Origin of the sequence: Thalassovita taeanensis (assembly GCF_900110775.1) — a bacterium.
GTDB classification, from domain to species: Bacteria; Pseudomonadota; Alphaproteobacteria; order Rhodobacterales; family Rhodobacteraceae; genus Litorimicrobium; species Litorimicrobium taeanense.
In genome coordinates, this window is record NZ_FOEP01000007.1 from 15265 (window position 1) to 40220 (window position 24956).

Sequence of the window (24956 nt, forward strand, 5' to 3'; positions counted from 1 at the left end):
CCGTGACAGTGACAACAGAAATGACACCCGTCCCCACCGCCCGCAAGATTGACACGGGCAAGCAGCGCCAGGCGCGTATCGTTGGCGGTCTTTTGATCGCCCTTGCGGTTCTGGTGCTGTTCGTTTTCGCGCCCGACGCCCCCGGAGCGGCGACCTTTCGGCTGTCGCGCCCAACGGATCCGTGGGTGGTGCCGAATCTGGTGATCCCGGCGGGGCCCTTTACGTACGCAATCGCGGCTTTGCTGGCATTTCTTGGGGTGCGGCAATTCTTGCGCGGCGGCGTGCGCTGGACCTCGATTTCGCTGGGGTTCGGGTTGGCCCTGCTGGTGGCGGCGTTTCTGGTCTGGGCCACGACGGGCAAGGCGTTTTCGCTGACCGGCATGTTGCAGGCCACGGTGGTGCGCGCCGTGCCAATCGCACTTGGCGGGTTGGCGGGCGTGCTGTCCGAACGGGTTGCGGTTGTGAACATCGCCATTGAGGGGATGCTGCTGGCCGGCGCCTTTGCGGGGGCGCTGGCAGGATCGGTTCTTGGCGGGGTGGGCGGGTTGTTCGCCGCGGTGGCCATCGGCGGGCTGTTCGGGTTTATTCTTGCGGCGCTGGTTGTGACCTACCGGATGGATCAGATTATCGCGGGTGTGGTGATCAATCTATTTGTGCTGGGCCTTACGTCATATGTCAGCAGTCAGGTGTTTCAGGAATACCGTCATCTGAACAATGCGCCTGTATTCCGGTCGATCAAAATCCCGCTGTTGGGGGATATCCCGGTGATCGGGCCAGTGTTCTTCAACCAGAATTTATTCGTTTATGGCGCCGTGATCATGGTGCTCGTGGCGACATATTATCTGTTTTACACCCGCACCGGCCTGCGCGCCCGCGCGGTTGGCGAGCACCCAAAGGCAGCCGATACATTGGGGATCAATGTGTATCGGGTGCGCTATATCAACGTGACGCTGGCGGGCATGGTTGCGGGGTTTGGCGGGGCTTGGTTCACGCTAGGGTCGGTCGGTCGTTTTGACGAGGGCATGACGGGCGGGCGCGGCTATATCGGGCTGGCGGCGATGATCTTTGGGCGCTGGCATCCGGTGGGCGCGTTGATGGCGGCGCTGGTTTTTGGCTTTGCGGACTCGTTGCAGCAAAAGCTTGCGCTGTTGCAGACACCGATCCCGTCGGAATTTCTGGCCATGGCGCCCTATATTGCCACGATCATTGTTGTTGCCGGCCTGATCGGGCGGGCGCGTGCCCCTGCTGCGGATGGCGAGGCCTATGTGAAGGAGTAGGCCGGATCAGGTTTCGATCCAGATGGTGATGGGGCCGTCGTTGACCAGCTCCACCGCCATGTCGGTCCCGAACTGGCCAGTCTCAACAGCGATGCCCTGCGCGGCAAGTTGTCGGGCGAAGTATTCATAGAGCGCTTTGCCCTGATCGGGCGGCGCTGCGGCGGAAAAGCCGGGGCGATTGCCGCGCGAGGTGTCAGCGGCCAGCGTGAACTGGCTGACCACCAGAGCGCCGCCACCAGTATCCAGAAGCGAGCGGTTCATCTTGCCGTCGTCGTCTTTGAAAATCCGCAATTTAGCGATTTTTGCGCTTAGCTGATCAGCCTGCATTTCGGTGTCGCCCTGCATGGCGCAGATCAGGATCAGCAGGCCGGGGCCGGTCTGACCGATCAGCATGCCGTCAACTGTGACCGAAGCATGTGAGACGCGTTGCACAAGGGCGCGCATGGGCTGTCCTTTCAGGCGGATTTCGTCAGTGGTCGGGGATTTTATGCACGGGCGCAAGAGTGGAATTGACGCATGTCAATGCGACTCAGGCAGTTTGGTCGGAGGATGACACATCTGTAGCGAGGAGTGCATGAGATGGTTGAGAAATCACATACGGCGGGGCTTTTGCCTTCGTTTTACGAACCGTTCCGGGCGATGGGGCAGAAGGTATCGGATTGGCTGGCACCTGCGGCAGAAGCATCGACCGGCGAGAACAGCTATACGATCACGGTCGAGTTGCCGGGGGTCGAGGAGAAGGATATCGACGTTTCCGTGCAGGAGGGGGTTGTGACCGTCAAGGGCGAGAAATCCGCCAGCCGCGAGGAAACCGGCGAGACCTGGTATTTCAGCGAACGGCAATATGGCGCGTTCAGCCGGTCGTTCCGGTTGCCTGCTGATGCCGACGGCGCGGCGGTCGAGGCGCATCTGAAGGATGGTGTGTTGCAGGTGTCCGTGCCCAAGAAAGGCCCGCAAGAGGCGGCGACAACCAAGGTGAAAATCAACAAAGCCTGATTTAGCTTGAGCCGGTGGTCGGCCCCCGCTGCAATGATGGCAGGGGCCGGGACGAATTAATCGCGCCAGTCGATGACCTCGGACAGGGGCGCGCGTTCAGTGCGGAAGGTGTTGGCAGGGTTGCTGCTGTCCGCGTATCCAAACGAGATGGCGCAAAGGATTTTGCGGTTCTCGGGGATGTCGAAAAACGCCCGCACGGTCGGGGCGAAGGCGGCCACGGCAGCTTGCGGCACGCTGGCCACGCCCAACGCCTGCGCGGCAAGGGTGAACGCTGAGACAAAGCCGCCGCAATCCATCGCGCCATAGGGGCCAAGATCGGCCTCGGAGGTGACGATGGCCACGTGTGGCGCGCCAAACAGTTTGTAGTTTTCCATCATCTGGCGGCCCGAGGCTTCGCGGTCGCCTTTTTCGATGCCCAGCGATTGATAGAGCTGCAACCCGCAGGTGCGGCGGCGGTCCTGATAGACGCCGGTATACCGCGCGGGCCATTCAAGGTCGGGCTGTGGCTGTTGCGTGGTGGCGGCCTGCCAGAGGACGTCGCGGAAGGCGTCGGTCTGTGCGCCGCGGGTGATGATCACCTGCCACGGTTGCGCGTTGCACCACGATGGCACGCGACCGGCGGCGGTGGCGATCTGTTCGATCACCGGGGTCGGCACCTGATCGGGCAGGAAAGCGCGGCAGCTGTGGCGGGTATGAAGCAGATCGTTCAGCGTATCGTAAGAAGCGGTCATCGGCGGCCTTTCAAGTCACATCTGCCCTTGGTTCTGGGCAATCAGGTAGCCGACAATCCCGGCTGCAATCGCCCCCAAAACAACGGCGACGGCGATTTTCCAGGCCGACCAGGGCCGTTCACCCTGTACGCGGCCAGTGCGACCGTTGACGACAAAACGATAGGTCTTGCCTCGGTATTTATACGCCGCAAGCCAGACCGGCAACAAAATATGCTTGAAGGTCACATCACTGACGGTGGTCTGGATGTCGTGGACACGCTGGCGGTCACCGCCGATGTCGAATTTCACGTCACGCTCGATCACGCGGTCCATATGGGCGCGAGCCTGATCGAAGCCCTCGTCAAGCTCGACCGTGTAGCCTTCGGCACGGAAACCGGCCAGGTATTCGGGGTGGTAGGGTTCAAGCGCGGCCAGATCCCAAGGCTCTAGCGCGTCGGTATAGCGTTTGGGCAGGCTGCGCGAGGCCAGCACCAGCACATCATCAAAGAACCGCGCCACCCGCCCCGAGGCGGGCGACCAGCGGATTTTCATCACCTGTTCCTGCTGGCGTTTGCCGTCGCGGACGACAGTGCGGGTTTCGTAGTAGATCGTGCCACGCTCGCCGCGGTAACCTGATTTGGTGTCGGCGTCGAAGGTCCAGTAGGGGACATAGATCCCGTCCATCCGGCGACCGTTGCGGGCATATTCCTGCAAGCCGCCGGGGGCGAACCATAACCGGCCCAGCCAGTCGCTCATGGCCTTACGGGCGGTGGTTTCGGTCAGCGCGAAAGGCAGCACGCCGCGCGGTTTGATATGGCGGTGGGTGCCGGTATCGGTCACGACAGGGGTGGCGCAGAACGGGCATTCGGTGGCATGGGTGACGCCATCAAATTCCACCTGCGCACCGCAATTGGGGCAGCTGGTGACGCGGGTTTCCTCGATCTCTTGCGCGGGCAGAAGATTGTCGAGGGCGCGGCGGAAATCCAATTCCTTGATACCGCCGGTCCACGGGGTTGATTGCGCCACCGCAGCGGTGTTGCCGCAGTGGTCGCAGACAAGTTGCCCGGCGCCGGGATCATAGCGAAAGTCCGCGCCGCATTGGTCGCAAGGGAAACGGTGTTCCTCGGTCACGGAGGTTGGCGCGAATGGTGGGGTGTGCGGCATGGGACTTACTTGCCTCCGGCGGGAGTGTTTTCAGCAAGATGAACAGGGGGCGCGTGGCCCCCTGCGTGTCACGCGCCTGGGGGCGGAGGCGGCAGGATGGTGAAAAGTTGCGCCAGTTCCTGCACATCCTCGGCCCGCAACCAGCCATCCTGACCGGGGGTCCAGACATAGGTATCGCGGGTGATCTGCCCGTCGCTTGCCATACGGCCAAGCGAGGCTTTGGAGAACGGCCCCTTGGTTTCACCGGCTTCGGCGATGTGCCAGACATGTTCGACCGGCGGGGGCGGCGGCGGTGTGGAGGTGGTTGTTTGCGCCGCAGCGGGGTGGGCGGCGCCCCAAGGGCCGGGGTGGGCCATCTGACCTGCCATTGCCATGCCCATACCCATCCCAAGGCCCGCGCCCATGCCACCACCACCGCTGGGGTTTTTGGCGGCTGCGGTCATTGCCTCGGCGGCGGAATATTGCGTGAAGCGGCCCAGATCGCCCGCCAGCCCCATCGAGGTGCGTTTGTCCAGCGCCTCTTCCACGGCGGGGGGGAGCGATATGTTTTCGATGTAAAGCTCGGGGATCGACAGGCCGTAACCGGCAATCGTGGCCGAGATTTCCGAGGCGACAAGTTTGCCCAGGTCGGCGGTATTGGCGGCCATATCAAGCACCGGAATGCCAGAGGAGGCGATCACGCGGGAAAATTCCTGTACGATGATGTTGCGGATCTGGAAGCTGATCTCGTCCATGGTGAATTCGCCGTCGGTGCCGACGATTTCAGACAGGAATTTCGCCGGGTCCACGACGCGCACCGAATAGGTGCCGAAGGCGCGCAGACGAACCGGGCCAAATTCGGGGTCACGGGCGATGATCGGGTTCTTGGTGCCCCATTTCAGATCATTGAACCGGGTGGTGTTGACGAAATAGATCTCGGATTTGAAGGGCGATTTGAACCCGTGATCCCAGTGCTGAAGCGTCGTCAGAACCGGCATGTTGTTGGTTTCCAACATATAAAGCCCGGGGGTGAAGACATCGGCCAGCTGGCCTTCGTGCACGAAGACGGCGGCCTGACCTTCACGCACGGTCAGCTTGGCGCCGTATTTGATCTCGTGGCCTTCGCGCTCGAAGCGCCAGACCATGGTGTCGCGCGTGCCGTCGACCCAATGGATGACGTCAATGAATTCGCCGGTGAGAAAATCGAAAATACCCATGTTACAGGTCTCCTTGGCCGTCGTGGCTTAGCTTGGTCCGCTGATCAGATCGGATGCGATTTGGCGCAGGATCGGGCGGGCCTCGTCGGGACTCATCCCGGCGCTGACGCGCGGATCGTAGAGCATTTTCAGCAGCATTTCATCATGTGTGGTCAACAGCGCGAATTCATCGTCGTCGTTGAAGATCGAGGGGCGGGCCTGAGGGCTGTCATTGGCAAGGCCAAGACCCTGGGCCAATTCCTCGTGAAGGCAGGATTTGCGCAGCAGGTCGGGGTGTTCAGCGCGCACCAAGGCGATGGCCTTGCGGTAGATGTGATCGTTGTCGGAGCCTGAGAACGCGATCACCAGACAGTGGATCGAGCGGGGTATGTCTTCAAGGATCGACAGCGAGGCGGGGTTGATATTGGGCACGATCTGCCGAACACGGGGCATGGCGGCGGCGCGATCATCTTCGCCCATAATGAGCACAAAGAAATTGGCGTTGTCGGGACTGACCGAAATCGGGTGTCCGGTGACGCGCGCCAACCGCGCGGCATAGGTCTGGACCTCGGCTCGGTCGCTTGTGCGCTGGGCTTCGGGAACCGAGGCCCCGAATTCGACACTGAAGCGCACCGGTCGGTCCCAACGGCGCAGGCGACCCGGCCCGCCGCGCGAGGTGCGCAGCCCCGCGCCGCGCTCGTATTCGTCAAAAAACGCGATCTTTTCGAAATTGCGCAACAGGTCATCAGAGGAATAGGGCGTATCGGGGCCACCACCATCGGTGCGCAGCAGCCCTTGCGCCAGCAAATCGGCCTGCACGCGGGCATAGTAGGTGCCGAGCGCCTTGCTTTGTGCCGAAGGTGTCGCCTGTGTCGGGGCGGCGGCGGGGCGCACCAGCCCGGCGGGGCGCGCCTGCGGAGAGGTGCGCGGCGTCGCGGGCACGACCGGCGCGCAGGCTGCTGAGAGCAGCAGCCCGCCGAGAGCCACCACAGTTGGTGCTATGGCTTTGAGGCAGCGCACAGGCGTTCTCAGGCCTCCGGTACGGCGGTGCCCGCCGTATCGCCCAGACCGGTCTTGCGCGCCTTGGCCGAGGCCAGCGTGTCGCGCAGCTCTTTTTCCATATGCTTCAGCTCGACTTCGGCGGCGGCACGGCGTGCCTTGCCTTCGTCGGCGATTTGGAGGCTTTCGTTGATGGTGGCGATCAGGTCGGCATTGGCCTGTTTGACGGCTTCGATGTCGAACACGCCGCGTTCCATTTCTTCGCGGATAACCTTGTTACTGTCGCGCAGGTTCTTGGCGTTGGAGGTCAGCAGTTCGTTGGTCAGGTCGTTGGCGGCGCGGACGGCGACGGCGGCCTCGGCCGAGCGTTGGATGGTGACGGCCTGCGCCAGTTGGGTTTCCCAAAGCGGCACGGTGTTCACCAGCGTCGAGTTGATCTTGGTGACCAGCGATTTGTCGTTTTCCTGCACCAAGCGGATCGAGGGCAGCGATTGCATGGTCACCTGGCGGGTCAGTTTCAGGTCATGCACCCGGCGTTCCAGATCGTCACGCGCGGCGCGCAGGTCGCGCAGTTCTTGGGCGACCATCACCTGATCGGCTTCGGGGGCGGCCTTAACGGCGGCTTCCTTGGCGGGGATCACGGTTGTGTCCAGATCTTTCAGCTTGGCCTCGCCCGCAGCGATGTAAAGCGCCAGCTCGTCATAGAACGCGAGGGTTTTCTGATAGAGCAGGTCGAGCGATTTGATGTCTTTCAGCAGTTTGTGTTCGTGGCCTAGCAGGTCATCGGTGACCTTGTCGATCTGGCCCTGCACGGTTTCAAACTTGGCGGTGAATTTGGCAAACGGGGCGGCACGGCCCAGCAGTTTTTCCCACCAGGTGCGTTTGCGGCGCACGTCCAGCTCGGACACGGAAAACCCGCGGATCGCGGTCACGATATTGCGCAGGCTGTCGCCCGCCGGGCCGACATCCTTGTTGCGCACATCGGTCAGCATGGCCTGGCTGATTTCTTGAAGCTCGGCCTGCGCGCCCGATCCGAACGAGACGATCGAATTGGTGTCGCCCATATCCAGCTCGTCCATCCGCTTACGGATTTCGGCACCGACGGGGGCGGTTGCTGCCTCGAGTGCGACGACTTCTTCGGCTTTGACAGGCTCGGGCAGGATGACCGCGTTGACCTCTTCGACGAGCGCCAGCGTTTCCTTTGCTTTCTGCTGAATGGTTCCAGACATGTGTGTTCCCCTTCGTTCCCGTTTCTAACGGATTGTAATTCTGTGCGGTCTTCGCGGTTTATTCGGTGCGAATGCCTTCGCGTTTGAGCCGGTCACGCAGCACGTCGATTTCGATTGTCAGATCGCTACGGTCGTCCAGCAACAACTTTTGCGTGCGGGCGGCGAAGTTCTGCTCAAGGTCGTCCAGCAGCGCGGCATAGTCGGCGCGCGCCTGCGCATCGCGCGAGCGGCCATAGATATCGGCGAACTTGATCGTCGCATCGCGGGCACCCATCAAATAGACCGACATATATTTGCGGGCCGCTGTCAGGTCGCGCGGGTCTTCTTCGACGGTGCGGAACAAGGTGCGTGCGGTCGTTTGGAATTTTTCCAGCCGTACGGCCATTTGCCGATCACCGGCGCGTTTCATCGCTTCGGTCATGGCGGTCAGGTGTTTCTCGGCCTCGGTCACGGCGCGGGCGACGCGGTCGGTCTGGAAGCTGTCGATGCCATCCATGCCTTTGTTGGTCAGCGGATCGGGGCCAAAGGCCAGTTGGTGCAGCGTGGTGCCAATCACCAGATAAATCACCGGGGCCAGCAGCCCGCCAGTGGCGGCATATCCCGCCAGCCCAAGGCCAAGCCCGGTCAGAATGCTGCCAGTGATCTTGCGTGGAAAGGCGGGGCGGCGGGCAACTTTGCGCGCCTCATACGCCTCTTGCGCGATCAGCCCCTCGCGGGTCAGCCAAGCGGCCAGCAGCATCAGGGCCAAGGCGCTGAGATTCAGCGCCAGCGCAGTCGGGCCGTTGCCAAAGGCGGAAAAGATCAGCGGCAGCGGCGCCAGAAACAGCAGGTTGATGCGGCCGCCCGCACGGGTGCGGCGGGCGTCACGAAAACTACCGGTGTCGGGCAACTTGGCCCCCGGAGTTGATTCGCCCTCGGGGCTGTATTTTCCGCCGAATTTTTGCGCCATCAGACACCCCCTGCGATCGAAACGTAGAGGATCAGTATGACAAGCAGGACAAAGGCCAGCTTCTGTAGTCCGGTTTCTGACATCAGGCCCCCGCCATTGAACGCACGCAGAAAACCTATGCGTTTGCCGCCGTGGTGGCTAGGGGGAAGATTGTCTGTGCCGCATCAGTTCAGCGGGTTCGGCGTTCAAGCGGACCGTTGCCCAAGGATCAGTCTTTGCGGCGACGCTGCACGCGGGGGCGGGGTTTGCCTTTGTCCGAGGGGCGGGTGGTGCTGAGCTCGGCCGGGCCGGAGTTCAGGCTGCCGCCCCGTCGTGCGCCGGGTTTTGCGCCGCTGGATTTGCCAGACCCGGGTTTGTTGGGGCCGGATTTGCCGGGGGCGAAGTTGTTGGCGGGTTTTGCGCCGCCGGATTTATGCGGTGCGCCCGAGCGGGTCATTGTTTCGCCGGTGCTGAGGCCGGGTTTGCCCGCACGGCTGGCGCGGGGCCTGGTGCCGGGCTTGCTGCGCGGGGCGGGTTTGTCGTCGTCGAGGTCGGTAAGGCCGAAAAGCTCCATCGCTTCTTTGTCCAGCCCAAGCTGGTCGCGGACCACGCGGCGGCGCAGTTCCTCGACCGCGCCGGGTTTCAACTGACCCAACTGGAACGGGCCATAGGAAATGCGGATCAGCCGGTTCACGGTAACGCCGATCGCATCCATGGCGCGGCGAATTTCGCGGTTCTTGCCTTCGCGCAGCCCGACTGTCAGCCAGGCGTTGGCGCCCTTCTGCCGATCCAGCGTGACAATCATCGGCTGGAACGTTTCGCCATCGGCGACGATGCCCTGACGCAGTGGTTCCAGCATCGCATCGGTGACGCGGCCATTAACCCGCACGCGGTAGCGGCGCAGCCAGCCGGTCGAGGGCAGTTCAAGCTGACGCTTGACCGCGCCATCGTTGGTCAGCAGCAGCAGCCCTTCGGAGTTGAGATCAAGCCGCCCGATGCTGAGCACGCGGGGCATGTCTTCGGGCAGTTCGTCAAAGATCGTGGTGCGGCCCTGTTCGTCGCGGTTGGTGGTCACCAGCCCGGTGGGCTTGTGATACAGCCACAGGCGCGGGGGTTCGGGGGCGTCCAGCGGTTTGCCATTGACGACGATTTTGTCGGCGGGCGTGACGTTCAGCGCCGCGCGGTCGATCACCACGCCGTTGACGCTGACCTGACCAAGTTCAATCATCCGCTCGGCTTCGCGGCGGCTGGCAACGCCGGCACGGGCGATGACTTTGGCGATACGGTCGCCCTTTGGTGGGGTCTGCGGCATGATCGATTCTTTCGCTGATGGCGGCGCGGTCTGAGGCATTTCGCGCCTGCCGAAGGTGTTGTGAGCGGCTTTAGCGGAAAATCCGCCATTGCGAAAGCGCGGATCGCGGGGCAATCAGGGCGGATGGTGTTCACAAGCTTCATGGATCAGGCGTTGGAAGAGGCGCGCGCGGCCGCCGCGCGCGGCGAAGTGCCGGTGGGGGCTGTGCTGGTCGATCCGGCGGGGCGGGTGGTGGCGCGCGCGGGCAACCGGACGCGCGAGCTGTGTGATCCAACGGCACATGCCGAGATCTTGGTGATCCGCGCGGGCTGTGCTGCGGCGCGCAGCGAGCGATTGCCGGGATATGACCTGTATGTGACGCTGGAGCCCTGCCCGATGTGCGCCACGGCCATTTCTGCTGCCCGGATTGCGCGGCTGTATTACGGCGCGGATGACCCCAAAAGCGGCGGGGTGGCGCATGGCGCGCGGATATTCTCGCACGCGCAATGCCATCATGTGCCCGAGGTGTATGACGGTATCGCCGCAGCCCCCGCAGCCGAGCTGCTGCGGGAGTTTTTCACGTTAAAGCGCCTTGGAAACCAGTCGGGTTGATCAGAGTGTGATCGGCGTCATCACCTCGGGTTCGATCACGTTCACGTCTGGAAGGGCGGCTGCCAGTTCGGCGGCAGACTGTTCCAGAAGCGGGAAGGTACGGTAGTGGCAGGGAATCACCGTCTTGAAATCAAAGAAGGTTTTCGCGGCATAGGCGGCGCGCTTCATGTCCATCGTGAAATGCCCGCCGGAGCAGAGGATCCCGATATCGGGGGCGTGCAGGTCGTTGAAGATTTTCATGTCGGCCATCACGTCGGTATCGCCGGAGAAATAGATCGTATGACCCTCGCCCGCGATCATGAAGCCCGACTCGGTGCCTGCATAAACCGGGCCGACATCGGTACTGAACGACGAGGAATGCACGGCATTGACCATTGTCACCGCGACATCGCCCAGACTGACGGTGCCGCCTTTGTTGAAGCCGATGGTTTTGACCTCTTCTTTGGCTTCCCAGAAGCTCATCAGATCATAGATGCCGACCAGCGGGATATCGAGCTGCTTCGACAGCGCCAGCGCGTCGCCGGTATGGTCGCCGTGGCCGTGGCTGATCAGAATCGCGGTGGCGTCTTCGATCGCCTCGGCGCGGCTGTGGGCGGGAAACATCGGGTTGCCGGTCAGCCACGGGTCGACCAGCAAGATCTGATCGGCGATTTCGATGCGGAAGCTGGAATGGCCTAGCCAGATGATTTTCATGTCGATCCTCCTATAAGCAATGTAGCAGACCCTAGCACGGTGCCCCTGTAAGGAAAGAGCCTATGGACTGGACCCGGAACATCGACAGTTATTGCGAGCGGTTGGGGCCTGAGGTCTGGGCCGAGCCGGTCAATGCGCTGAGCAATCTGGCCTTTTTGTTGGTGGCGGCGATGATGTGGGGCAGGGTGCGCGGGCTGCCGTTGGCGCAGGCGATGGTATTGGTGCTGGCGGTGATCGGGGTCGGGTCGTTCCTGTTTCACACGCAGGCGCAGGTTTGGGCGGCTTTGGCCGATACGCTGCCGATTCTGGGGTTCGTGCTGTTGTATCTGTTTGCTGCCAATCGCGATTATTGGCGGTTGAGGCTTTGGCCCGCGCTGGGGCTGACGGCGCTGTTCGTTCCCTATGCGGCGGCCACGATACCGGTGTTCGCGAAACTGCCGGGGTTGGGCAGCTCGGCCGCATATGCGCCGGTGCCGCTGTTGATTGCCGTTTACGCCGTGGCATTGTGGCGGCGCGTGCCGCTGGTGGCGCGCGGGCTGATGGTCGGGGCCGGGGTGCTGGTGCTGTCGCTGACGTTTCGTAGTCTTGATTTGCCGCTGTGCGGGCGCTGGCCGTTGGGCACGCATTTTGCCTGGCACCTGCTGAATGCGGCCATGCTAGGCTGGATGATCGAGGTCTATCGCCGCCATATGCTTGCAGGCGCGGCGCCCCGGCGCTAAATGCTTGTCCGACTGGAAAACGGAGATCTTCAGATGTCGATCGACACCACAATTGCCGCCCGCGTGGCCAAACTGGCCCGGATCAAGGTGGAAGACGAGGCGCTGCCGGCGCTGGCGAATGAATTCAACACCATTCTCGGCTTTATCGAACAGCTGAACGAGGTGGATGTCGAGGGGATCGAGCCGATGACGAGTGTCACGCCGATGCAGCTGCGGCGGCGCGAGGACGTGGTGACCGATGGTAACCAGCAAGACAAGGTGCTGTTCAACGCGCCCGATGCGCGCGAAGGGTTTTTCGCGGTTCCGAAGGTGGTGGAATAATGTCTGATCTGAACAAACTGACCCTGGCAGAGGCCCGCGACCGGTTGCGCGCCAAAGAGGTCACCTCGGTCGAGCTGACCGAAGCCTGTCTGGCGAAAATCGAAGCATCCGGCGCGCTGAACGCGTTTGTGCACAAAACGCCCGAGATCGCGCTGGAGCAGGCCAAGGCCGCCGATGCGCGGCTGGCGGCGGGCGATGCGCCTGCGATGTGCGGCCTGCCGGTGGGTATCAAGGACCTGTTTTGCACCAAGGGCGTGCCCAGTCAGGCCGCCAGCCGGATTCTGGAGGGCTTCTTGCCGCAATACGAATCCACCGTGACCCAGAACCTGTTTGATGCGGGCACGGTCATGCTGGGCAAGCTGAACATGGACGAGTTTGCCATGGGCAGCTCGAATGAGACCTCCTGCTATGGCAATGCGGTTAACCCGTGGCGGCGCGGCAATGATGATACGGCGCTGACGCCGGGCGGCTCGTCCGGTGGGTCGGCCAGTGCGGTCGCGGCGGATCTGTGTCTGGCGGCGACCGGCACCGACACTGGCGGGTCGATCCGTCAGCCTGCGGCCTTTACCGGCATCGTCGGGATCAAGCCAACCTATGGGCGCTGTTCGCGCTGGGGCGTGGTCGCGTTCGCCTCTTCGCTGGATCAGGCCGGGCCGATGACCAAGACCGTGCGCGATGCGGCGATCATGCTGGGCACCATGGCGGGGTTCGACCCCAAGGACAGCACCAGCGCCGAGCTGGAGGTGCCCGATTTCGAAGCGATGCTGACCGGCGATGTCAAGGGTAAGAAAATCGGAATTCCGCGCGAATATCACATGGACGGGATGCCCGAAGAGATCGAGGCACTGTGGGCCGAAGGCACTGCGATGCTGAAGGCGGCAGGGGCCGAGATCGTCGATATCTCATTGCCGCATACAAAGTACGCGTTGCCTGCCTATTATGTGATCGCGCCTGCCGAGGCATCGAGCAACCTCGCGCGCTATGACGGGGTTCGCTATGGCCACCGCGCCAAGCTGGCGGCGGGCGATGGCATCACCGAGATGTATGAAAAGACTCGCGCCGAAGGCTTTGGCCACGAGGTGCAGCGCCGTGTGATGGTGGGCACCTATGTGCTGTCTGCCGGGTTCTATGACGCCTATTACAACCGCGCCCGCCGGGTGCGCACCTTGATCAAGCGCGACTTCGATGAAGCGTTTGCCGCCGGTGTCGATGCGATCCTGACCCCGGCCACGCCGTCCGCAGCCTTTGGGTTGGGCGAGATGTCCGAGGCCGATCCGGTGCAGATGTATCTGAACGACGTGTTCACGGTGACGGTCAACCTGGCGGGGCTGCCGGGGATTTCGGTGCCGACCGGGGTGAGCAAACAGGGTTTGCCACTTGGGTTGCAGCTGATTGGTCGCCCGTGGGGCGAGGCGGATTTGCTGAACACCGCTTATGCGCTGGAAACTGCCGCAGGATTTGTGGCCAAGCCCGGCCAATGGTGGTAAAATTATTAAAACAAAATGAGGCAGGATGTCAGTGATGCGGTATTTTCTTTGTGGCGCGGCTTTGTTGGCGCTTGCGGCCTGCGATCCTGTGGTGCCCGATAGCGGCGCGGGTGTGGGGTTTGGCGACTATACCGAATTCCAGCAAAAACAGGCGCAGCGTGATGCGCAGCTGAGCGGACAGGCGGCTTTGCCCGCCGCATTGGCAGTATCGCAGGAAAGCTTGCCGACGTCAGCCGGGGGGGCAGTTCCCGCCGCACCGGACGTGAGTTCCGTGCCGATTGAAGCCACGCAGGGCACCGAGGCCGAGCAGTTGGCTGCGGCAACCGCCGCCGCGCTGAACTCGGGTCAGGCCCCGATTGAGGCCAGCCCATCGAACCCCGCGCCGCAGGTGGCGATAGGGCCGAGCGGGATTTCGCGGGAAAATGATTTCGCCGGGGTTTCGGCGCTGCGCAGCATTGAAAGCGATGCCCAGCTGATCGCCACGAACCGGGCGCATTACGAGCAGGTGCAACCGACGGCAGTGCCGACACGCACAGGCTCGGATGGGCCGAATATCGTGGATTTCGCGTTGAAAACGTCGCATCCTGTGGGCAAACCAATGTATCGCCGTGGCGGCCTTGGACTTGCCAGCCGCACCGAACGAAACTGTGCCAAATACCCTTCGCCGGATATGGCGCAATCGGCTTTCCTGTCCAAAGGCGGGCCGGATAAGGACCGTTTGGGGCTGGACCCGGATGGCGACGGATATGCTTGCGCATGGGATCCGCGCCCGTTCCGCAAGGCTGTCGGCGGTTAAGCGATGGTGGGCACACCTGCCCACCCTGCGATGATTTCGCACCCCTGTTGCAGTTTTGGGCCGCGCCGTGATGGTGCGCGGCCAGATATGGTGGTGATCCACTATACTGCGATGCACAGCGCTGAGGCCGCGCTGGAGCGGCTGTGCGACCCCGCTGTGGAAGTGTCGGCGCATTACCTGATCGGCCCGCAGGGGCAGGTCTGGCAGATGGTGGACGAAGACATGCGCGCTTGGCACGCCGGTGCGGGGCAATGGGGGGCGGTGAGCGATGTGAATTCGCGCTCGATCGGGATCGAGCTGGCCAATTTGGGCGATCACCCTTTTGCCGAACCGCAGATGGCCGCATTGGAGGCGCTGTTGGCTGGGATCATGGCGCGCTGGGCGATCCCGCCAGAACGGGTGATCGGTCACTCTGACATGGCGCCCGAGCGCAAGATCGACCCCGGCCCGCGCTTTGACTGGCTCCGGCTGGCGCGGCAGGGCCTGTCGGTCTGGCCGCAGGCGGCCGCGCCGGGGGATTTTTGGGCCGATGCGGCGCGGTTTGGGTATGGCTTGGCCGACGAGGCGCTTGTTCTGAATGCGTTTCGGATGCGGTTTCGCCCTTGGGCCGAGGGGCCGGTATCAGAGGCAGACCGCAGCCTGATGGCGGATCTGGCGGCGCGTTTCCCCGTTGACCGCAACGGCCCGACTGCCTAAGTGAGCTTTGCGCGGAGGGCTGGATGGCCGCGGGGGGCAACCTTCGAGGAAAGTCCGGACTCCACAAGATAAGGGTGCCGGGTAACGCCCGGCCGGGGAAACCCGAGGGAAAGCGCCACAGAAAACAAACCGCCTTCGTGTCCCTCGCGGGATACTGGGGTAAGGGTGAAACGGTGGGGTAAGAGCCCACCGCAGGACTGGCAACAGGACTGGCACGGCAAGCCCCACCCGGAGCAATGCCGAATAGGGATCTCGCGCGGGGCCGGTCGGGCAACCGATACCGCCGCAGGGCACGTCTTGGCCCAGAGATCCGGGTTGGCAGCTGTAGGCGGGTTGGTAACAGCCCGCTCAGAGGAATGGTCATCCAGAGGGGGCAACCCCTTGGACAGAATCCGGCTTACAGGCCCTCCGCGCATTTATTTCCACTATACGACAGACCAGCCGCCATCGCAGGGCAGGATCACCCCGTTGATGTTGCTGGTCTCGTCAGAAGCGAGCCAGCAGATGCTTGCCGCCAACTGATCGGGCTTTGCCGCGCTGGGCATAGTGGCCTGCATGATCGGGCCGATTCGGGCGGCGGCCAGCGCAGAGTTGAAGGGGGCCTCGATCGAGGTTTCCACCGCCCCCGGCGCCACCGCGTTGCAGCGTACGCCGCTGGGGCCATACATGAAGGCCGTGCTGCGGGTCAGCCCGATCAGCCCATGTTTGGAGGTGGTATAGGCCGCCCCGGCGATGGAGCCGCGCAGGCCAGCTTCGGAGGTGACGTTTACGATCGCCCCGTTGCCGCGCGCTAGCATCCCCGGCAGCACCGCGCGGGTCAGGCGCATTGGCGCGGTCAGGTTGACGGTCATCACCTTGTCCCACATCGCATCGTCCAGCTCGGCGGCAGGCAGGAACGCGTCCATGATCCCGGCATTGTTGATAAGAATATCGACTGCCCCGGCGACCTGCATGATGCGTTCAATCGTGTCGGACAGGGTGATGTCGCCCGCGACGATGGCATGGCCGGTGCCGGGCAGTTCGGCCTGCACCGTGTTCAGCCGATCTTGTTTCATGTCGGTGGCGATGACGCGGGCCCCGGCGCGGGCAAAGCGCAGCGCTGTCGCACGGCCAATGCCTGCGCCTGCGCCGGTGATCACCACGCATTTGGCGTCGAAGCGGGGCGGGATTTGTGAATTTGGCACGGACTTTGTCCTTCTGCGATCAGGTTTCAACTGTGCAACTGCGTTCCAGTATGGCGGTCCCAGGTGACGCAGGCCATGATCGGGATCAAGCACAACAGGGAAAACACGCTCGGAAAGCTGTTGACTCGCCCTGAGCAATCAGTAAAAGGCAGGCTTCATGAGATTTTCACCGGGGCGCACCCGCCCGGCGCAGGAGAACACCAATGGCGAAGCCAACGACGATCAAGATCCGTCTGAACTCGACCGCGGGCACTGGGCACTTCTATGTGACCAAGAAAAATGCGCGCACCATGACCGAGAAGATGGTCGTCCGTAAATATGACCCGGTTGTGCGTAAGCACGTCGAGTATAAAGAAGGCAAGATCAAGTAATTGATGCCATCTTTCGGACCGGACAGGGCCACGCCAAGCGCGTGGCCTTTCTCGTTTCTGATCCATTGCAATTGAGACGCAGGTAAAGCCATGCCGAAGGACGGACATTTTGTGAACCGCAGCAGTTGGCTGCGTGCGGCAATCTTGGGGGCGAATGACGGCATCGTGTCGACCGCCAGCCTGTTGGTCGGAGTGGTCGCCGCCGGTATGGACCGCAGCGGCATTCTGCTGACCGGCCTCGCGGGGCTGACGGCAGGGGCGTTTTCGATGGCGGCGGGGGAATATGTGTCGGTCTCAGCGCAGTCGGATACCGAGGCGGCTGATCTGAAGCGCGAGTTGCGCGCGCTGGAAGAGGATCCGGATTATGAGCTTGAGGAACTGGCGCAGGGGCTTGAGGCGCGTGGGGTCGAGGTCGGCCTGGCGCTGACCGTGGCCCGTCAGATGACTGAACACGATGCGCTGGATGCCCATGCGCGCGAAGAACTGGGGATGACCGAGCTGTCGTCGTCGAACCCGCTGGAGGCGGCGATGGCTTCGGCGCTGAGCTTTGCTGTGGGGGCGGGGCTGCCGTTGGCGGGTGTTATCCTGGCGCCCTCGGGACAGACGACTGTGGTGGTGGCCTTGCTCACGCTGATGGCGCTGGTGGTGCTGGGTGGATTCGGGGCTAGACTGGGCGGGGCACCGATGCGCCCGGCGGTGCAGCGTGTGCTGGTCTGGGGCAGTCTGGCGATGGTGGTGACAGCCCTTGTGGGGCGGTTGTTTGGTGTCGTCGCAGCTTAGGAATATCGCCGAGTGTGGAATTAAAAAGGCCGGTCCAAACAGACCGGCCTTTTCATTCAGGTGGTGCAGCGTGTGCTTATTCGCGGTTGCCGAACAGTTGCAGCAGCATCATGAACATGTTGATGAAGTCCAGATACAGGTTCAGCGCGCCCATGATGGCGGCTTTGCCCAGCCATTCGGTATCGCCGTGATGCGCATGGGCCAGATAGGTCGTCTTGATCGTCTGGGTGTCATACGCGGTCAGGCCGGCGAAAATCAGCACCCCGATGGCCGAGATCGCGAACATGATCGCGGGCGAGCCGAGGAAGATGTTGACGATAGACGCCACGATCAGGCCAATCACACCCATGATCAGGAACGCGCCCCAGCCAGAGATGTCTTTCTTGGTGGTGTAGCCGTAAAGCGACAGACCCGCGAACGCGATCGAGGTGATCAAGAACACTTGCGCGATCGAGAAGCCGGTGAAGGCGACAAAGATCCAGCTGAGCGACAGGCCCATGACCGCCGCGAAGACGTAGAAGAACAACTGCGCACCCGCCGCTGACAGGCGGTTTATGGCCGCGCCGAAGGCGAAGACCATGATCAACGGTGCGAACATCACGATATAGCCAAGGATATTCGGCTGAAGTGTCATCGGGTCGCGGAACACACCCAGCAACTGTGGGTTTGAGCCAACAGCCCATGCCACAGCGAATGTGATCAGCATGCCCACGGACATCGTGCCGTAGACCTTGTTCATGTGGGCGCGAAGCCCTGCGTCGATCTCGGCCGTGCGGATGCCCGCACCGGCCCGGATCGTGTTGAAATCAGCCATTTAAGCCTCCGATGGTGAACCATGTGCCCCGTTACCGGGACTTGTTTCGAATATCGGTGAGCCGGGGCCTGTTTTCAAGTGTCGTGATGGCGGAACGGGGCTTTTTCCCGCCTTAGCCGCGCCAATTGTGCGGCACATCCCACAGCGGGCGACGCGCTTCACGCAGGGCCTGACGATAGCTGAGGCCGATATCGGCAAGCCGGGCGTCATCCATCTCGGCTAGAGCAGAGCGCTGACGGTACAGGCTGAGCAAAGCAAACGTGCGCTGGATCAGCGAGGGTTTGCAGCTGTGGGAGAGTGCGGCGCGGGTGGTGATCATCGAGGACATCGTATTACCTTTCCATTTTGTGCGATTGAGTCGCTGTCTCATCATTTCTGTTGATGTATATGGGGGAATGTGGTTCATTTTGAAAATGAATGTTTGGCGACGCAATCATCAAGGAATGTGATGGATGAGAAACTTGGATGTGACCACGCTGCGCTCGTTTGTGGCCGTGGCGGAATTGGGCGGGGTGACGCGGGCGGCTGGGTTTCTGAATCTGACGCAATCGGCGGTCTCGATGCAGCTGAAGCGACTGGAGGAGTTGCTGGGCATCACCCTGCTGGATCGCTCTAACCGCAGTATCAGCCTGTCGGCGCCCGGCGAGCAACTGCTGGGCTATGCCCGGCGCATGGTTTCTTTGAACGACGAAATCATGGCCAGGCTGACAGACCAGATATATGAAGGCGAGATCGTTCTGGGCGTGCCGCATGACATCGTCCTTCCGGCGGTGCCGCGGGTGCTGCAACGGTTCAATGCGCAATTCCCGCGGATGAAGGTGCAACTGCTGACCAGTTTTACCCGCGAGCTGAAAGACAGGTTCCATCGAGGCGAGTGCGACGTGATCCTGACGACCGAGGCGGGGGTGGACAAGGGCGGCGAAACGCTGGTGACCAAACCGCTGAAATGGATCGGCGCACAGGGGGGCTCTGCGTGGAAGCAACGACCGCTTCGTTTGGCATTCGGGCGGCACTGCATCTTTCGTGGCGGGGTAATTGCGGCGTTGGATGCGGCCGGCATCGACTGGGACATGGCGGTGGAAACCGAATCAGACCGCACGATCGAGGCGACGGTCAGTGCCGATCTGGCGGTGCATGCCATGATTGATGGCACCGAGCCGCCGCATCTGGAACAAATCGACCACGGCGGAAGCCTGCCCGAGCTGACATCGCAGAAGATCAACATGTATGCGACCGACAAGGGCCGGGGGGAAGTTCTGGACACGCTGGCGGATCAACTGCGCCAAGCGTTTCGCCATATGTGAGCGCTCAGAGCGTGATCACGACCTTGCCGGTGGACTGGCGGGTCCGCAGAAGTTCCAGCCCTTCAGCCACGCGCGCCAGCGGTAAAACGTGGCTGACATGCGGCTTTAACCGCCCTTGAGCATACCAGCCCATCAGCGTCGTCAGGCTGCCGGTTACAACCTCAGGGCGAAATTTCAGGTAGCCGCCCCAATAGACGCCCAGAACGCTGATATTTTTCACCAGCAGGTGGTTGGCGGGAATCTGCGGCACTTCGCCGCTAGCAAAGCCGATCGGCAGCAGCCGCGCCTCGGGGTTGCAGGCGCGAAATGCCGCTTGCCACTGCTCCCCTCCGACCGGGTCATAGACCACATCAGCCCCGCCCAGCGACTTGACTATGGTGCGGATGTCTTGGGTCTTGGCGTCGATCAGATGATCGGCCCCGGCGGTGCGCGCGGCCTCTAGTTTGTCGGTGCCGCGGGCGCACGCAATGACGGTGGCCCCCATCAGTTTACCGATCTCGACAGCCGTCAGTCCGACCCCGCCTGCGGCCCCCAGCACCAGCAAGGTTTCACCCGGTTGCATCTGCGCCCGATGGGCCAGGGCAACGTGGCTGGTGCCATAGGCAATCTGAAAGGCGGCGGCCGCTTCGAACGACATCGCATCGGGCATTTCAACCACACGATTCAAGGGGAAACAGCCATATTCGGCCAATCCGCCCTGACCGCCAAAGACCGCCACGCGGGTGCCGGGGGCGGGGCCGTCGGTGTCGGGACCAAGCGCCTCGACCACGCCTGAAACCTCCATCCCCAGCGTGAACGGCGCCTGTGGCGTATCTTGATATTTGCCTTCGATCATCAGCAGATCCGCGAAGTTCAAACCGCAGGCTGCGATTCGCACGGCGACCTCGCCTCTGGCGGGAATCGGGCGGGGAATATCGGTGATGGTCGGGCGTAGAGTCGGGGCGGAAATGTGATAGGCGCGCATGCAATCCTCCGGTTTGATTGGCTTATGCAAATCCAATACGCGCGTGTCAAATTGGCAGACCAATATTATCTGCTGTGAAACGAGCAATCCCGTTATGATTGTTAGTCGAAGCAAAACTTTCATCTAAATAGCGAGTAATATTCTTGATCAATTATAATAGATTGATACATTCCCGATTACGGACAATCGGAAGCTGTGTGTGATAGGGAGGGGCTGGTTCGGTCCCGCGCGGCAGTGGATATTGATTTTTTGTGACTGGTTGAAAAGGAGCCGCTTGATGGCACACCCTGTTGATGAACACGTCGGAAAACGCATTCGCCACCGACGGTGGCTTGTCGGAATGACGCAGCAGCAGTTGGCTGAAAAAGTTGGTATCAAGTTTCAGCAGATCCAGAAATACGAGACCGGCGCCAACAGGGTAAGCGCATCGCGGCTGTGGGATATCGCCGACGCTCTTGAGGTGAAGGTCGGCTTTTTCTTTGAAGGTCTGGAAGAGACTGATGACGGCGGCCCCGCAGGTCAGGTCATTCCTGCCGATTTGATCGGCGATAAAGAAGCGTTGGATCTGGTGCGGTCCTATTATGCCATTCCCGAGAATCAGCGCCGCCGCTTGTTCGAATTGGCCCGTGTTCTGTCCGACGTGGCTTGAGCGCGAACGCCCCTTGGAGTACGCCTGCGGCGAATAAACCGGGGGCGAATGAGGGCAATGTTGGAAAGCGATGAAGCGCAACGCGTGATGGTCACGGCACATAGCGTGGCTGACGCCGCCCGAGCTGCTATTCTTCCCTATTTTCGGCAACCGGGACTTGAGGCCGAGAACAAGCTGAACAGCGGGTTCGATCCGGTGACTGTTGCGGATTGCGCGGCTGAGCAGGCGATGCGCGCCGTTTTGGCGCAGCAGCGGCCAGAAGATACAGTTGTCGGCGAGGAATACGGCACGCAGGCGGGCACAAGTGGGCTGAGCTGGGTGTTGGACCCGATTGATGGCACCCGAGGGTTCATGAGCGGCACGCCGACCTGGGGGGTGCTGGTGGCAGTGTCGGACGCGAATGGCCCACTGTTTGGGGTGATCGACCAGCCCTATATCGGTGAACGGTTCTGGGGCGGGCTTGGCCAGTCCGGGATGACCGGACCGCAGGGCGCGCGCGATCTGGCGGTGCGCGGCACGCGCGGCTTGGATCAGGCCGTTCTGTTCACCACATTTCCAGAAGTTGGCACGGCAGCAGAAGGTGCAGCATTTCAAGAGGTTGCACGGCATGTACGCCTGACGCGCTATGGCATGGATTGCTATGCTTATGCGATGCTCGCGGCGGGACAGATCGATCTGGTGATCGAAGCGGGGCTGAGCAATTACGACATTCATGCCCCGATCGCTGTCATCGAAGCGGCGGGCGGGATCGTCACCGACTGGCAGGGCGGTCCGGCGCATCAGGGCGGGCGGGTGATTGCTGCGGCGGGAGAAGAGCAGCACCGAGCGGCGTTGGAGATCCTGAGCCGCGTCCCGCTTGATTAACATTCCCTAACGCGTCAAAATGGACTTGCTGCGCGAGTCCTTTGCCCCTTTCTGTCGCGCGGTTCCACACACATCCGAAGGGGGTTTACATGTGTGTGGGGGACCAAGTGTCTGAAATTATCATAAAAAATGCCGACATTCTGTTGACGATGGATGATCGCCGGACCGAGTTGCAACGGGCCGATATCGTGCTGCGCGCCGGGGTGATTGTTGGCGTGGGGCAGGGATTGCAGAGTTCGGGTGAGGTCATCAATGCGCGCGGATGCGTGGTGACGCCGGGCTTGGTGAACACCCACCACCATCTGTATCAGAGCCTCACGCGGGCCGTGCCGGGTGGACAAAATGCGTTACTTTTCGGATGGTTACAGACGCTTTACCCAGTTTGGGAGCGGTTCGGCCCCGAGGAAATGCGGGTGTCGGCGACGGTGGGGCTGTGCGAGTTGGCGCTGTCGGGGTGTTCGCTGAGTTCGGATCATCTGTATTTGTATCCCAACGGGGCGCGGCTGGACGATACGATCGAGGCGGCAATGCAGGTGGGGATGCGATTCCATCCGACGCGGGGCGCGATGAGCATTGGCGAAAGTGACGGCGGCCTGCCGCCGGACAGTCTGGTGGAGCGGGAAGAGGCAATCCTAAGTGATTGTATTCGTGTAATAGATCGGTTCCATGATGCCAGCGAGGGCTCGATGTGCCGGGTGGGTGTGGCGCCCTGTTCGCCGTTTTCGGTCAGCCGGGACTTAATGCGGGATGCCGCCGTGCTGGCGCGCGACAAGGGCGTGATGCTGCATACGCATCTGGCGGAAAACGATGAGGATGTGCGCTATTCTTTGGAAAAATTCGGCTGCCGTCCGGGGCAATATGCCGAGGATCTGGGCTGGACCGGGGCGGATGTCTGGCACGCGCATTGCGTCAAGCTGAATGGACAAGAGATTGATTTGTTTGCGAAATCCGGGACAGGCGTGGCGCATTGCCCGTGTTCGAACTGCCGGTTGGGCAGTGGGATTGCGCCGGTGCGGGGGATGCGGGATGCGGGGGTGAAAGTGGGGCTGGGGGTCGATGGATCGGCCAGCAATGACACCGGCAACCTGATGGCGGAGGCGCGGCAGGCGATGCTGTTGCAGCGGGTGACGCGCGGGGCCGATGCGATGAGCGCGCGCGAGGCGCTGGAGATCGCAACGCGGGGCGGGGCAGAGGTGCTGGGGCGTGACGACTGCGGCCAGATTTCCGTTGGAAAACGGGGGGATATCGCAATCTGGGACGTCAGCGGCATCGAGAGTGCAGGCAGCTGGGACCCGGCGGCGCTGCTGCTGGCGGGGCCGATGAAAGTGCGGCATCTGCTGGTTGAGGGACGCCCAGTGGTGCGCGATTTTCAGATGGTGACGGTGGATTTGCCGCGCATCATTGAGCGACAGAATCAGTTGGCGCGGCGGCTGGCCGAGGCGCTTTGACCCGCGAAAACGACCGCGAAAATGGCCGTGCACGCGGTATGCACATGACATGCACAAACCATGCATATCGCAGGTGCAGCATTTTCTAGCGCGGGATTGCCGTGCCGTTGACCCATGTGGCGGCGATGGCGCGGTCGTCGCCCATCATGATGGTGGGGAAGATCGCCTCCCATATATCCGTCGCGCGGGCGGTGCGCTGGGCGATGGCGGGGGTCGAGGCGAGGTCGAGCACGATCAGGTCGGCCTCCATCCCCGGCGCGAGGTTGCCGATCTGGTCCTGCATCCGCAGCGCGCGGGCCGAGCCAACGGTGGCCAGCCACAGAAGTTGCGCGGCATGCAGCGGCGCGTGGCGTAGCTGTCCGATCTCGTAAGCGGCGGCCATGGTGCGCAGCATCGAGAACGACGAGCCGCCCCCGGTATCGGTGGCCAGCCCGACCCGCTGCCCGGCGGCGATCATGCCAGCCATATCAAACAGCCCCGAGCCGATGAAGGTGTTCGAGGTCGGGCAGTGGATCAGCGCGGCGCCGACGTCGCGCAGGCGGTCACGTTCGCGCGGGTCCAGGTGGATGGCATGACCGTAAAGGCCATTGGCCCCAAGCAGCCCGTGCGATTCGTAGGTGTCGAGGTAATCGCGGGCCTCGGGGAACAGGGATTTGACCCATGCGATTTCATCCAGCTGCTCGCTGAGGTGGGTTTGCATCAGGCAATCGGGGTGTTCCGCCCAGAGCGCACCGAGGGCCGAGAGCTGTTCGGGCGTGGAGGTGGGGGAAAACCGCGGGGTGATGGCATAGCTGAGCCGGTCGCGCCCGTGCCATTTTTCCAGCAGCGCCTTGCTGTCGTCATAGGCGCTTTGGGCGGTATCGCGCAGGGTGTCGGGGGCGTTGCGGTCCATGCAGGTCTTGCCCGCGACGACGCGCTGACCGCGCGCCTGAGCGGCGGAAAAGAAGGCATCGACGCTGGTGGGGTGGATGGTGCAGTAGCTGACCACGGTGGTGGTACCATGGGCCAGCGTCAGGTCAAGATAGCGCCCGGCGACCTCGGTGGCATAGGCGGGATCGTGAAAGCGGGTTTCTTCGGGGAAGGTATAGGTGTTGAGCCAGTCGATCAGGCGCTTGCCCCAGCTGGCGATGATCGCGGTCTGTGGATAGTGGACATGGGCATCGACAAAGCCCGCCATGATCAGCCCATCCCCATAATCGACCACGCGGGCCTGCGGGTGGGCGGCGCGCAGGGTGTCGGCCTGACCCACGGCAGCGATTCGCCCCTCGTGCAGCAAAACACCGCCGTGCGTGGCGTGCCGGGCCGCATCTGGCCCGTCGGAGAACGGGTCAGTGGCATAGCTGAGCGTCTGGCCCAGAAGAAGCGTGTCGATTGTCATGGCAGGGTCCTTTCCGGGGCAGTCTATTGCGCCGTGTTTGCAAGGTAAATCGCCGCTTGCCATTGTTTCATCCCGCTCAGGTCCGGTATGACAGGGGCAAAAGGACG

Annotated in this window: 28 protein-coding genes and 1 other RNA gene; 15 read left to right on the forward strand and 14 right to left on the reverse strand. The window is 62.3% G+C overall.

The genetic code is table 11. The features are described from left to right. The first annotated feature begins 2 nt into the window (after positions 1 to 2). Complete coding sequence (locus tag BSF79_RS10915) at positions 3 to 1277, forward strand: ABC transporter permease (RefSeq protein ID WP_245776381.1); 1275 nt, start codon at positions 3 to 5, stop codon at positions 1275 to 1277. A gap of 6 nt (positions 1278 to 1283) precedes the next feature. Here the strand turns inward: BSF79_RS10915 and dtd are convergent, their stop codons facing one another. Then, positions 1284 to 1721: a D-aminoacyl-tRNA deacylase gene (dtd, locus tag BSF79_RS10920; protein ID WP_090269944.1), complete on the reverse strand. Its 438-nt coding sequence runs from the start codon at positions 1719 to 1721 to the stop codon at positions 1284 to 1286. Positions 1722 to 1856: 135 nt separating this feature from the next. Here dtd and BSF79_RS10925 point away from each other — a divergent pair, with 135 nt between their 5' ends. After that, positions 1857 to 2273 (forward strand): Hsp20/alpha crystallin family protein, encoded by a 417-nt coding sequence (locus BSF79_RS10925; protein WP_090269945.1) that lies wholly within the window; start codon positions 1857 to 1859, stop codon positions 2271 to 2273. Positions 2274 to 2329: 56 nt separating this feature from the next. On the opposite strand, the gene BSF79_RS10930 is transcribed toward BSF79_RS10925, so the two are convergent. The 7 genes from BSF79_RS10930 to BSF79_RS10960 all read right to left on the reverse strand — a co-directional run bounded on the left by BSF79_RS10930 (position 2330) and on the right by BSF79_RS10960 (position 9790). Continuing rightward, positions 2330 to 3004, reverse strand: coding sequence for a nitroreductase (locus BSF79_RS10930; RefSeq protein WP_090269946.1), 675 nt, complete (start codon positions 3002 to 3004; stop codon positions 2330 to 2332). Between the two features lie 15 nt (positions 3005 to 3019). Then, positions 3020 to 4147 (reverse strand): TFIIB-type zinc finger domain-containing protein, encoded by a 1128-nt coding sequence (locus BSF79_RS10935; protein WP_090269947.1) that lies wholly within the window; start codon positions 4145 to 4147, stop codon positions 3020 to 3022. A 68-nt stretch (positions 4148 to 4215) separates the two neighbouring features. Continuing rightward, positions 4216 to 5343, reverse strand: a complete 1128-nt coding sequence (locus tag BSF79_RS10940; protein WP_090269948.1) for an SPFH domain-containing protein — start codon at positions 5341 to 5343, stop codon at positions 4216 to 4218. A gap of 27 nt (positions 5344 to 5370) precedes the next feature. Further along, the gene (locus BSF79_RS10945) at positions 5371 to 6342 is read right to left on the reverse strand and encodes a DUF2927 domain-containing protein (RefSeq protein WP_090269949.1); all 972 of its coding nucleotides are present in this window, start codon (positions 6340 to 6342) and stop codon (positions 5371 to 5373) included. Positions 6343 to 6350: 8 nt separating this feature from the next. Next, positions 6351 to 7550 carry a toxic anion resistance protein gene (locus BSF79_RS10950; protein ID WP_090269950.1) on the reverse strand — a complete coding sequence of 400 codons (1200 nt, stop codon included), beginning with the start codon at positions 7548 to 7550 and terminating at the stop codon, positions 6351 to 6353. A gap of 58 nt (positions 7551 to 7608) precedes the next feature. Then, positions 7609 to 8499: a 5-bromo-4-chloroindolyl phosphate hydrolysis family protein gene (locus BSF79_RS10955; RefSeq protein ID WP_090269951.1), complete on the reverse strand. Its 891-nt coding sequence runs from the start codon at positions 8497 to 8499 to the stop codon at positions 7609 to 7611. 208 nt (positions 8500 to 8707) lie between these two features. Continuing rightward, positions 8708 to 9790, reverse strand: a complete 1083-nt coding sequence (locus BSF79_RS10960; RefSeq protein WP_090270087.1) for a pseudouridine synthase — start codon at positions 9788 to 9790, stop codon at positions 8708 to 8710. 123 nt (positions 9791 to 9913) lie between these two features. Here BSF79_RS10960 and BSF79_RS10965 point away from each other — a divergent pair, with 123 nt between their 5' ends. Continuing rightward, the gene (locus BSF79_RS10965; RefSeq protein ID WP_090269952.1) at positions 9914 to 10381 is read left to right on the forward strand and encodes a nucleoside deaminase; all 468 of its coding nucleotides are present in this window, start codon (positions 9914 to 9916) and stop codon (positions 10379 to 10381) included. On the opposite strand, the gene BSF79_RS10970 is transcribed toward BSF79_RS10965, so the two are convergent. Continuing rightward, positions 10382 to 11074, reverse strand: a complete 693-nt coding sequence (locus tag BSF79_RS10970; RefSeq protein ID WP_090269953.1) for a metal-dependent hydrolase — start codon at positions 11072 to 11074, stop codon at positions 10382 to 10384. 62 nt (positions 11075 to 11136) lie between these two features. Here BSF79_RS10970 and BSF79_RS10975 point away from each other — a divergent pair, with 62 nt between their 5' ends. From BSF79_RS10975 to rnpB, 6 genes are all read left to right on the forward strand, one after another. Beyond that, positions 11137 to 11793, forward strand: a complete 657-nt coding sequence (locus BSF79_RS10975; protein WP_090269954.1) for a ceramidase domain-containing protein — start codon at positions 11137 to 11139, stop codon at positions 11791 to 11793. A gap of 33 nt (positions 11794 to 11826) precedes the next feature. Then, positions 11827 to 12114: an Asp-tRNA(Asn)/Glu-tRNA(Gln) amidotransferase subunit GatC gene (gene gatC / locus BSF79_RS10980; RefSeq protein ID WP_090270088.1), complete on the forward strand. Its 288-nt coding sequence runs from the start codon at positions 11827 to 11829 to the stop codon at positions 12112 to 12114. Continuing rightward, the gene (gatA, locus tag BSF79_RS10985; protein ID WP_090269955.1) at positions 12114 to 13601 is read left to right on the forward strand and encodes an Asp-tRNA(Asn)/Glu-tRNA(Gln) amidotransferase subunit GatA; all 1488 of its coding nucleotides are present in this window, start codon (positions 12114 to 12116) and stop codon (positions 13599 to 13601) included. Before gatC ends, gatA begins: the two co-directional genes overlap by 1 nt. Before the next feature lie 34 nt (positions 13602 to 13635). Continuing rightward, positions 13636 to 14397, forward strand: coding sequence for a hypothetical protein (locus BSF79_RS10990; protein ID WP_342741865.1), 762 nt, complete (start codon positions 13636 to 13638; stop codon positions 14395 to 14397). 30 nt (positions 14398 to 14427) lie between these two features. Then, a complete protein-coding gene (locus BSF79_RS10995; protein WP_245776382.1) occupies positions 14428 to 15093 on the forward strand; it encodes an N-acetylmuramoyl-L-alanine amidase in 666 nt (221 codons plus the stop codon). Between the two features lie 11 nt (positions 15094 to 15104). Next, positions 15105 to 15509, forward strand: an RNA gene (gene rnpB, locus BSF79_RS11000) — RNase P RNA component class A. A gap of 9 nt (positions 15510 to 15518) precedes the next feature. Here rnpB and BSF79_RS11005 read toward each other — a convergent pair. Next, the gene (locus tag BSF79_RS11005; RefSeq protein ID WP_217650058.1) at positions 15519 to 16277 is read right to left on the reverse strand and encodes an SDR family NAD(P)-dependent oxidoreductase; all 759 of its coding nucleotides are present in this window, start codon (positions 16275 to 16277) and stop codon (positions 15519 to 15521) included. 203 nt (positions 16278 to 16480) lie between these two features. Between BSF79_RS11005 and rpmG the strand changes: the two genes are divergently transcribed. Together rpmG and BSF79_RS11015 are read left to right on the forward strand one after the other, a co-directional pair. Next, the gene (gene rpmG, locus BSF79_RS11010; RefSeq protein WP_007814563.1) at positions 16481 to 16648 is read left to right on the forward strand and encodes a 50S ribosomal protein L33; all 168 of its coding nucleotides are present in this window, start codon (positions 16481 to 16483) and stop codon (positions 16646 to 16648) included. Between the two features lie 90 nt (positions 16649 to 16738). Continuing rightward, positions 16739 to 17428: a VIT1/CCC1 transporter family protein gene (locus tag BSF79_RS11015; RefSeq protein WP_090269958.1), complete on the forward strand. Its 690-nt coding sequence runs from the start codon at positions 16739 to 16741 to the stop codon at positions 17426 to 17428. A gap of 76 nt (positions 17429 to 17504) precedes the next feature. Here the strand turns inward: BSF79_RS11015 and BSF79_RS11020 are convergent, their stop codons facing one another. Both BSF79_RS11020 and BSF79_RS11025 read right to left on the reverse strand, forming a co-directional pair. Continuing rightward, positions 17505 to 18242, reverse strand: coding sequence for a Bax inhibitor-1/YccA family protein (locus BSF79_RS11020; protein ID WP_090269959.1), 738 nt, complete (start codon positions 18240 to 18242; stop codon positions 17505 to 17507). A 112-nt stretch (positions 18243 to 18354) separates the two neighbouring features. Then, the gene (locus tag BSF79_RS11025; RefSeq protein WP_245776383.1) at positions 18355 to 18612 is read right to left on the reverse strand and encodes a DUF1127 domain-containing protein; all 258 of its coding nucleotides are present in this window, start codon (positions 18610 to 18612) and stop codon (positions 18355 to 18357) included. A gap of 82 nt (positions 18613 to 18694) precedes the next feature. On the opposite strand from BSF79_RS11025, the gene BSF79_RS11030 reads away from it, so the two are divergent. Next, a complete protein-coding gene (locus BSF79_RS11030) occupies positions 18695 to 19546 on the forward strand; it encodes a LysR family transcriptional regulator (RefSeq protein WP_090269961.1) in 852 nt (283 codons plus the stop codon). A 4-nt stretch (positions 19547 to 19550) separates the two neighbouring features. Here the strand turns inward: BSF79_RS11030 and BSF79_RS11035 are convergent, their stop codons facing one another. Then, positions 19551 to 20510, reverse strand: a complete 960-nt coding sequence (locus tag BSF79_RS11035; protein ID WP_090269962.1) for an NADPH:quinone oxidoreductase family protein — start codon at positions 20508 to 20510, stop codon at positions 19551 to 19553. Positions 20511 to 20787: 277 nt separating this feature from the next. Between BSF79_RS11035 and BSF79_RS11040 the strand changes: the two genes are divergently transcribed. The 3 genes from BSF79_RS11040 (at position 20788) to BSF79_RS11050 (ending at position 23471) form a co-directional block, all read left to right on the forward strand. After that, on the forward strand, positions 20788 to 21159 hold the full coding sequence (locus tag BSF79_RS11040) for a helix-turn-helix domain-containing protein (RefSeq protein WP_090269963.1): 372 nt from the start codon (positions 20788 to 20790) through the stop codon (positions 21157 to 21159). Positions 21160 to 21207: 48 nt separating this feature from the next. Continuing rightward, entirely contained in the window at positions 21208 to 22023 is an 816-nt protein-coding gene (gene hisN / locus BSF79_RS11045; RefSeq protein ID WP_425443238.1) for a histidinol-phosphatase, read from the forward strand. 89 nt (positions 22024 to 22112) lie between these two features. After that, positions 22113 to 23471, forward strand: coding sequence for an 8-oxoguanine deaminase (locus tag BSF79_RS11050; RefSeq protein WP_425443239.1), 1359 nt, complete (start codon positions 22113 to 22115; stop codon positions 23469 to 23471). An 85-nt stretch (positions 23472 to 23556) separates the two neighbouring features. Here BSF79_RS11050 and guaD read toward each other — a convergent pair whose 3' ends face one another. Beyond that, entirely contained in the window at positions 23557 to 24849 is a 1293-nt protein-coding gene (guaD, locus tag BSF79_RS11055) for a guanine deaminase (protein WP_175545312.1), read from the reverse strand. Between the last annotated feature and the right edge of the window lie 107 nt (positions 24850 to 24956).

Coding starts and splice junctions, on each gene's coding strand:
- BSF79_RS11025 (WP_245776383.1), bottom strand. CDS start 18,612: ATGAGACAGCGACTCAATCGCACAAAATGGAAAGGTAATACGATGTCC.
- BSF79_RS10940 (WP_090269948.1), bottom strand. CDS start 5,343: ATGGGTATTTTCGATTTTCTCACCGGCGAATTCATTGACGTCATCCAT.
- dtd (WP_090269944.1), bottom strand. CDS start 1,721: ATGCGCGCCCTTGTGCAACGCGTCTCACATGCTTCGGTCACAGTTGAC.
- BSF79_RS10975 (WP_090269954.1), top strand. CDS start 11,137: ATGGACTGGACCCGGAACATCGACAGTTATTGCGAGCGGTTGGGGCCT.
- BSF79_RS11040 (WP_090269963.1), top strand. CDS start 20,788: ATGGCACACCCTGTTGATGAACACGTCGGAAAACGCATTCGCCACCGA.
- gatC (WP_090270088.1), top strand. CDS start 11,827: ATGTCGATCGACACCACAATTGCCGCCCGCGTGGCCAAACTGGCCCGG.
- BSF79_RS10935 (WP_090269947.1), bottom strand. CDS start 4,147: ATGCCGCACACCCCACCATTCGCGCCAACCTCCGTGACCGAGGAACAC.
- hisN (WP_425443238.1), top strand. CDS start 21,208: ATGAGGGCAATGTTGGAAAGCGATGAAGCGCAACGCGTGATGGTCACG.
- BSF79_RS11050 (WP_425443239.1), top strand. CDS start 22,113: ATGTGTGTGGGGGACCAAGTGTCTGAAATTATCATAAAAAATGCCGAC.
- BSF79_RS10995 (WP_245776382.1), top strand. CDS start 14,428: ATGATTTCGCACCCCTGTTGCAGTTTTGGGCCGCGCCGTGATGGTGCG.
- BSF79_RS10925 (WP_090269945.1), top strand. CDS start 1,857: ATGGTTGAGAAATCACATACGGCGGGGCTTTTGCCTTCGTTTTACGAA.
- guaD (WP_175545312.1), bottom strand. CDS start 24,849: ATGACAATCGACACGCTTCTTCTGGGCCAGACGCTCAGCTATGCCACT.
- BSF79_RS10970 (WP_090269953.1), bottom strand. CDS start 11,074: ATGAAAATCATCTGGCTAGGCCATTCCAGCTTCCGCATCGAAATCGCC.
- BSF79_RS10950 (WP_090269950.1), bottom strand. CDS start 7,550: ATGTCTGGAACCATTCAGCAGAAAGCAAAGGAAACGCTGGCGCTCGTC.
- BSF79_RS11020 (WP_090269959.1), bottom strand. CDS start 18,242: ATGGCTGATTTCAACACGATCCGGGCCGGTGCGGGCATCCGCACGGCC.
- BSF79_RS10990 (WP_342741865.1), top strand. CDS start 13,636: ATGCGGTATTTTCTTTGTGGCGCGGCTTTGTTGGCGCTTGCGGCCTGC.
- BSF79_RS10955 (WP_090269951.1), bottom strand. CDS start 8,499: ATGGCGCAAAAATTCGGCGGAAAATACAGCCCCGAGGGCGAATCAACT.
- BSF79_RS11030 (WP_090269961.1), top strand. CDS start 18,695: ATGAGAAACTTGGATGTGACCACGCTGCGCTCGTTTGTGGCCGTGGCG.
- BSF79_RS10965 (WP_090269952.1), top strand. CDS start 9,914: ATGGTGTTCACAAGCTTCATGGATCAGGCGTTGGAAGAGGCGCGCGCG.
- BSF79_RS10930 (WP_090269946.1), bottom strand. CDS start 3,004: ATGACCGCTTCTTACGATACGCTGAACGATCTGCTTCATACCCGCCAC.
- rpmG (WP_007814563.1), top strand. CDS start 16,481: ATGGCGAAGCCAACGACGATCAAGATCCGTCTGAACTCGACCGCGGGC.
- BSF79_RS11015 (WP_090269958.1), top strand. CDS start 16,739: ATGCCGAAGGACGGACATTTTGTGAACCGCAGCAGTTGGCTGCGTGCG.
- gatA (WP_090269955.1), top strand. CDS start 12,114: ATGTCTGATCTGAACAAACTGACCCTGGCAGAGGCCCGCGACCGGTTG.
- BSF79_RS11035 (WP_090269962.1), bottom strand. CDS start 20,510: ATGCGCGCCTATCACATTTCCGCCCCGACTCTACGCCCGACCATCACC.
- BSF79_RS10960 (WP_090270087.1), bottom strand. CDS start 9,790: ATGCCGCAGACCCCACCAAAGGGCGACCGTATCGCCAAAGTCATCGCC.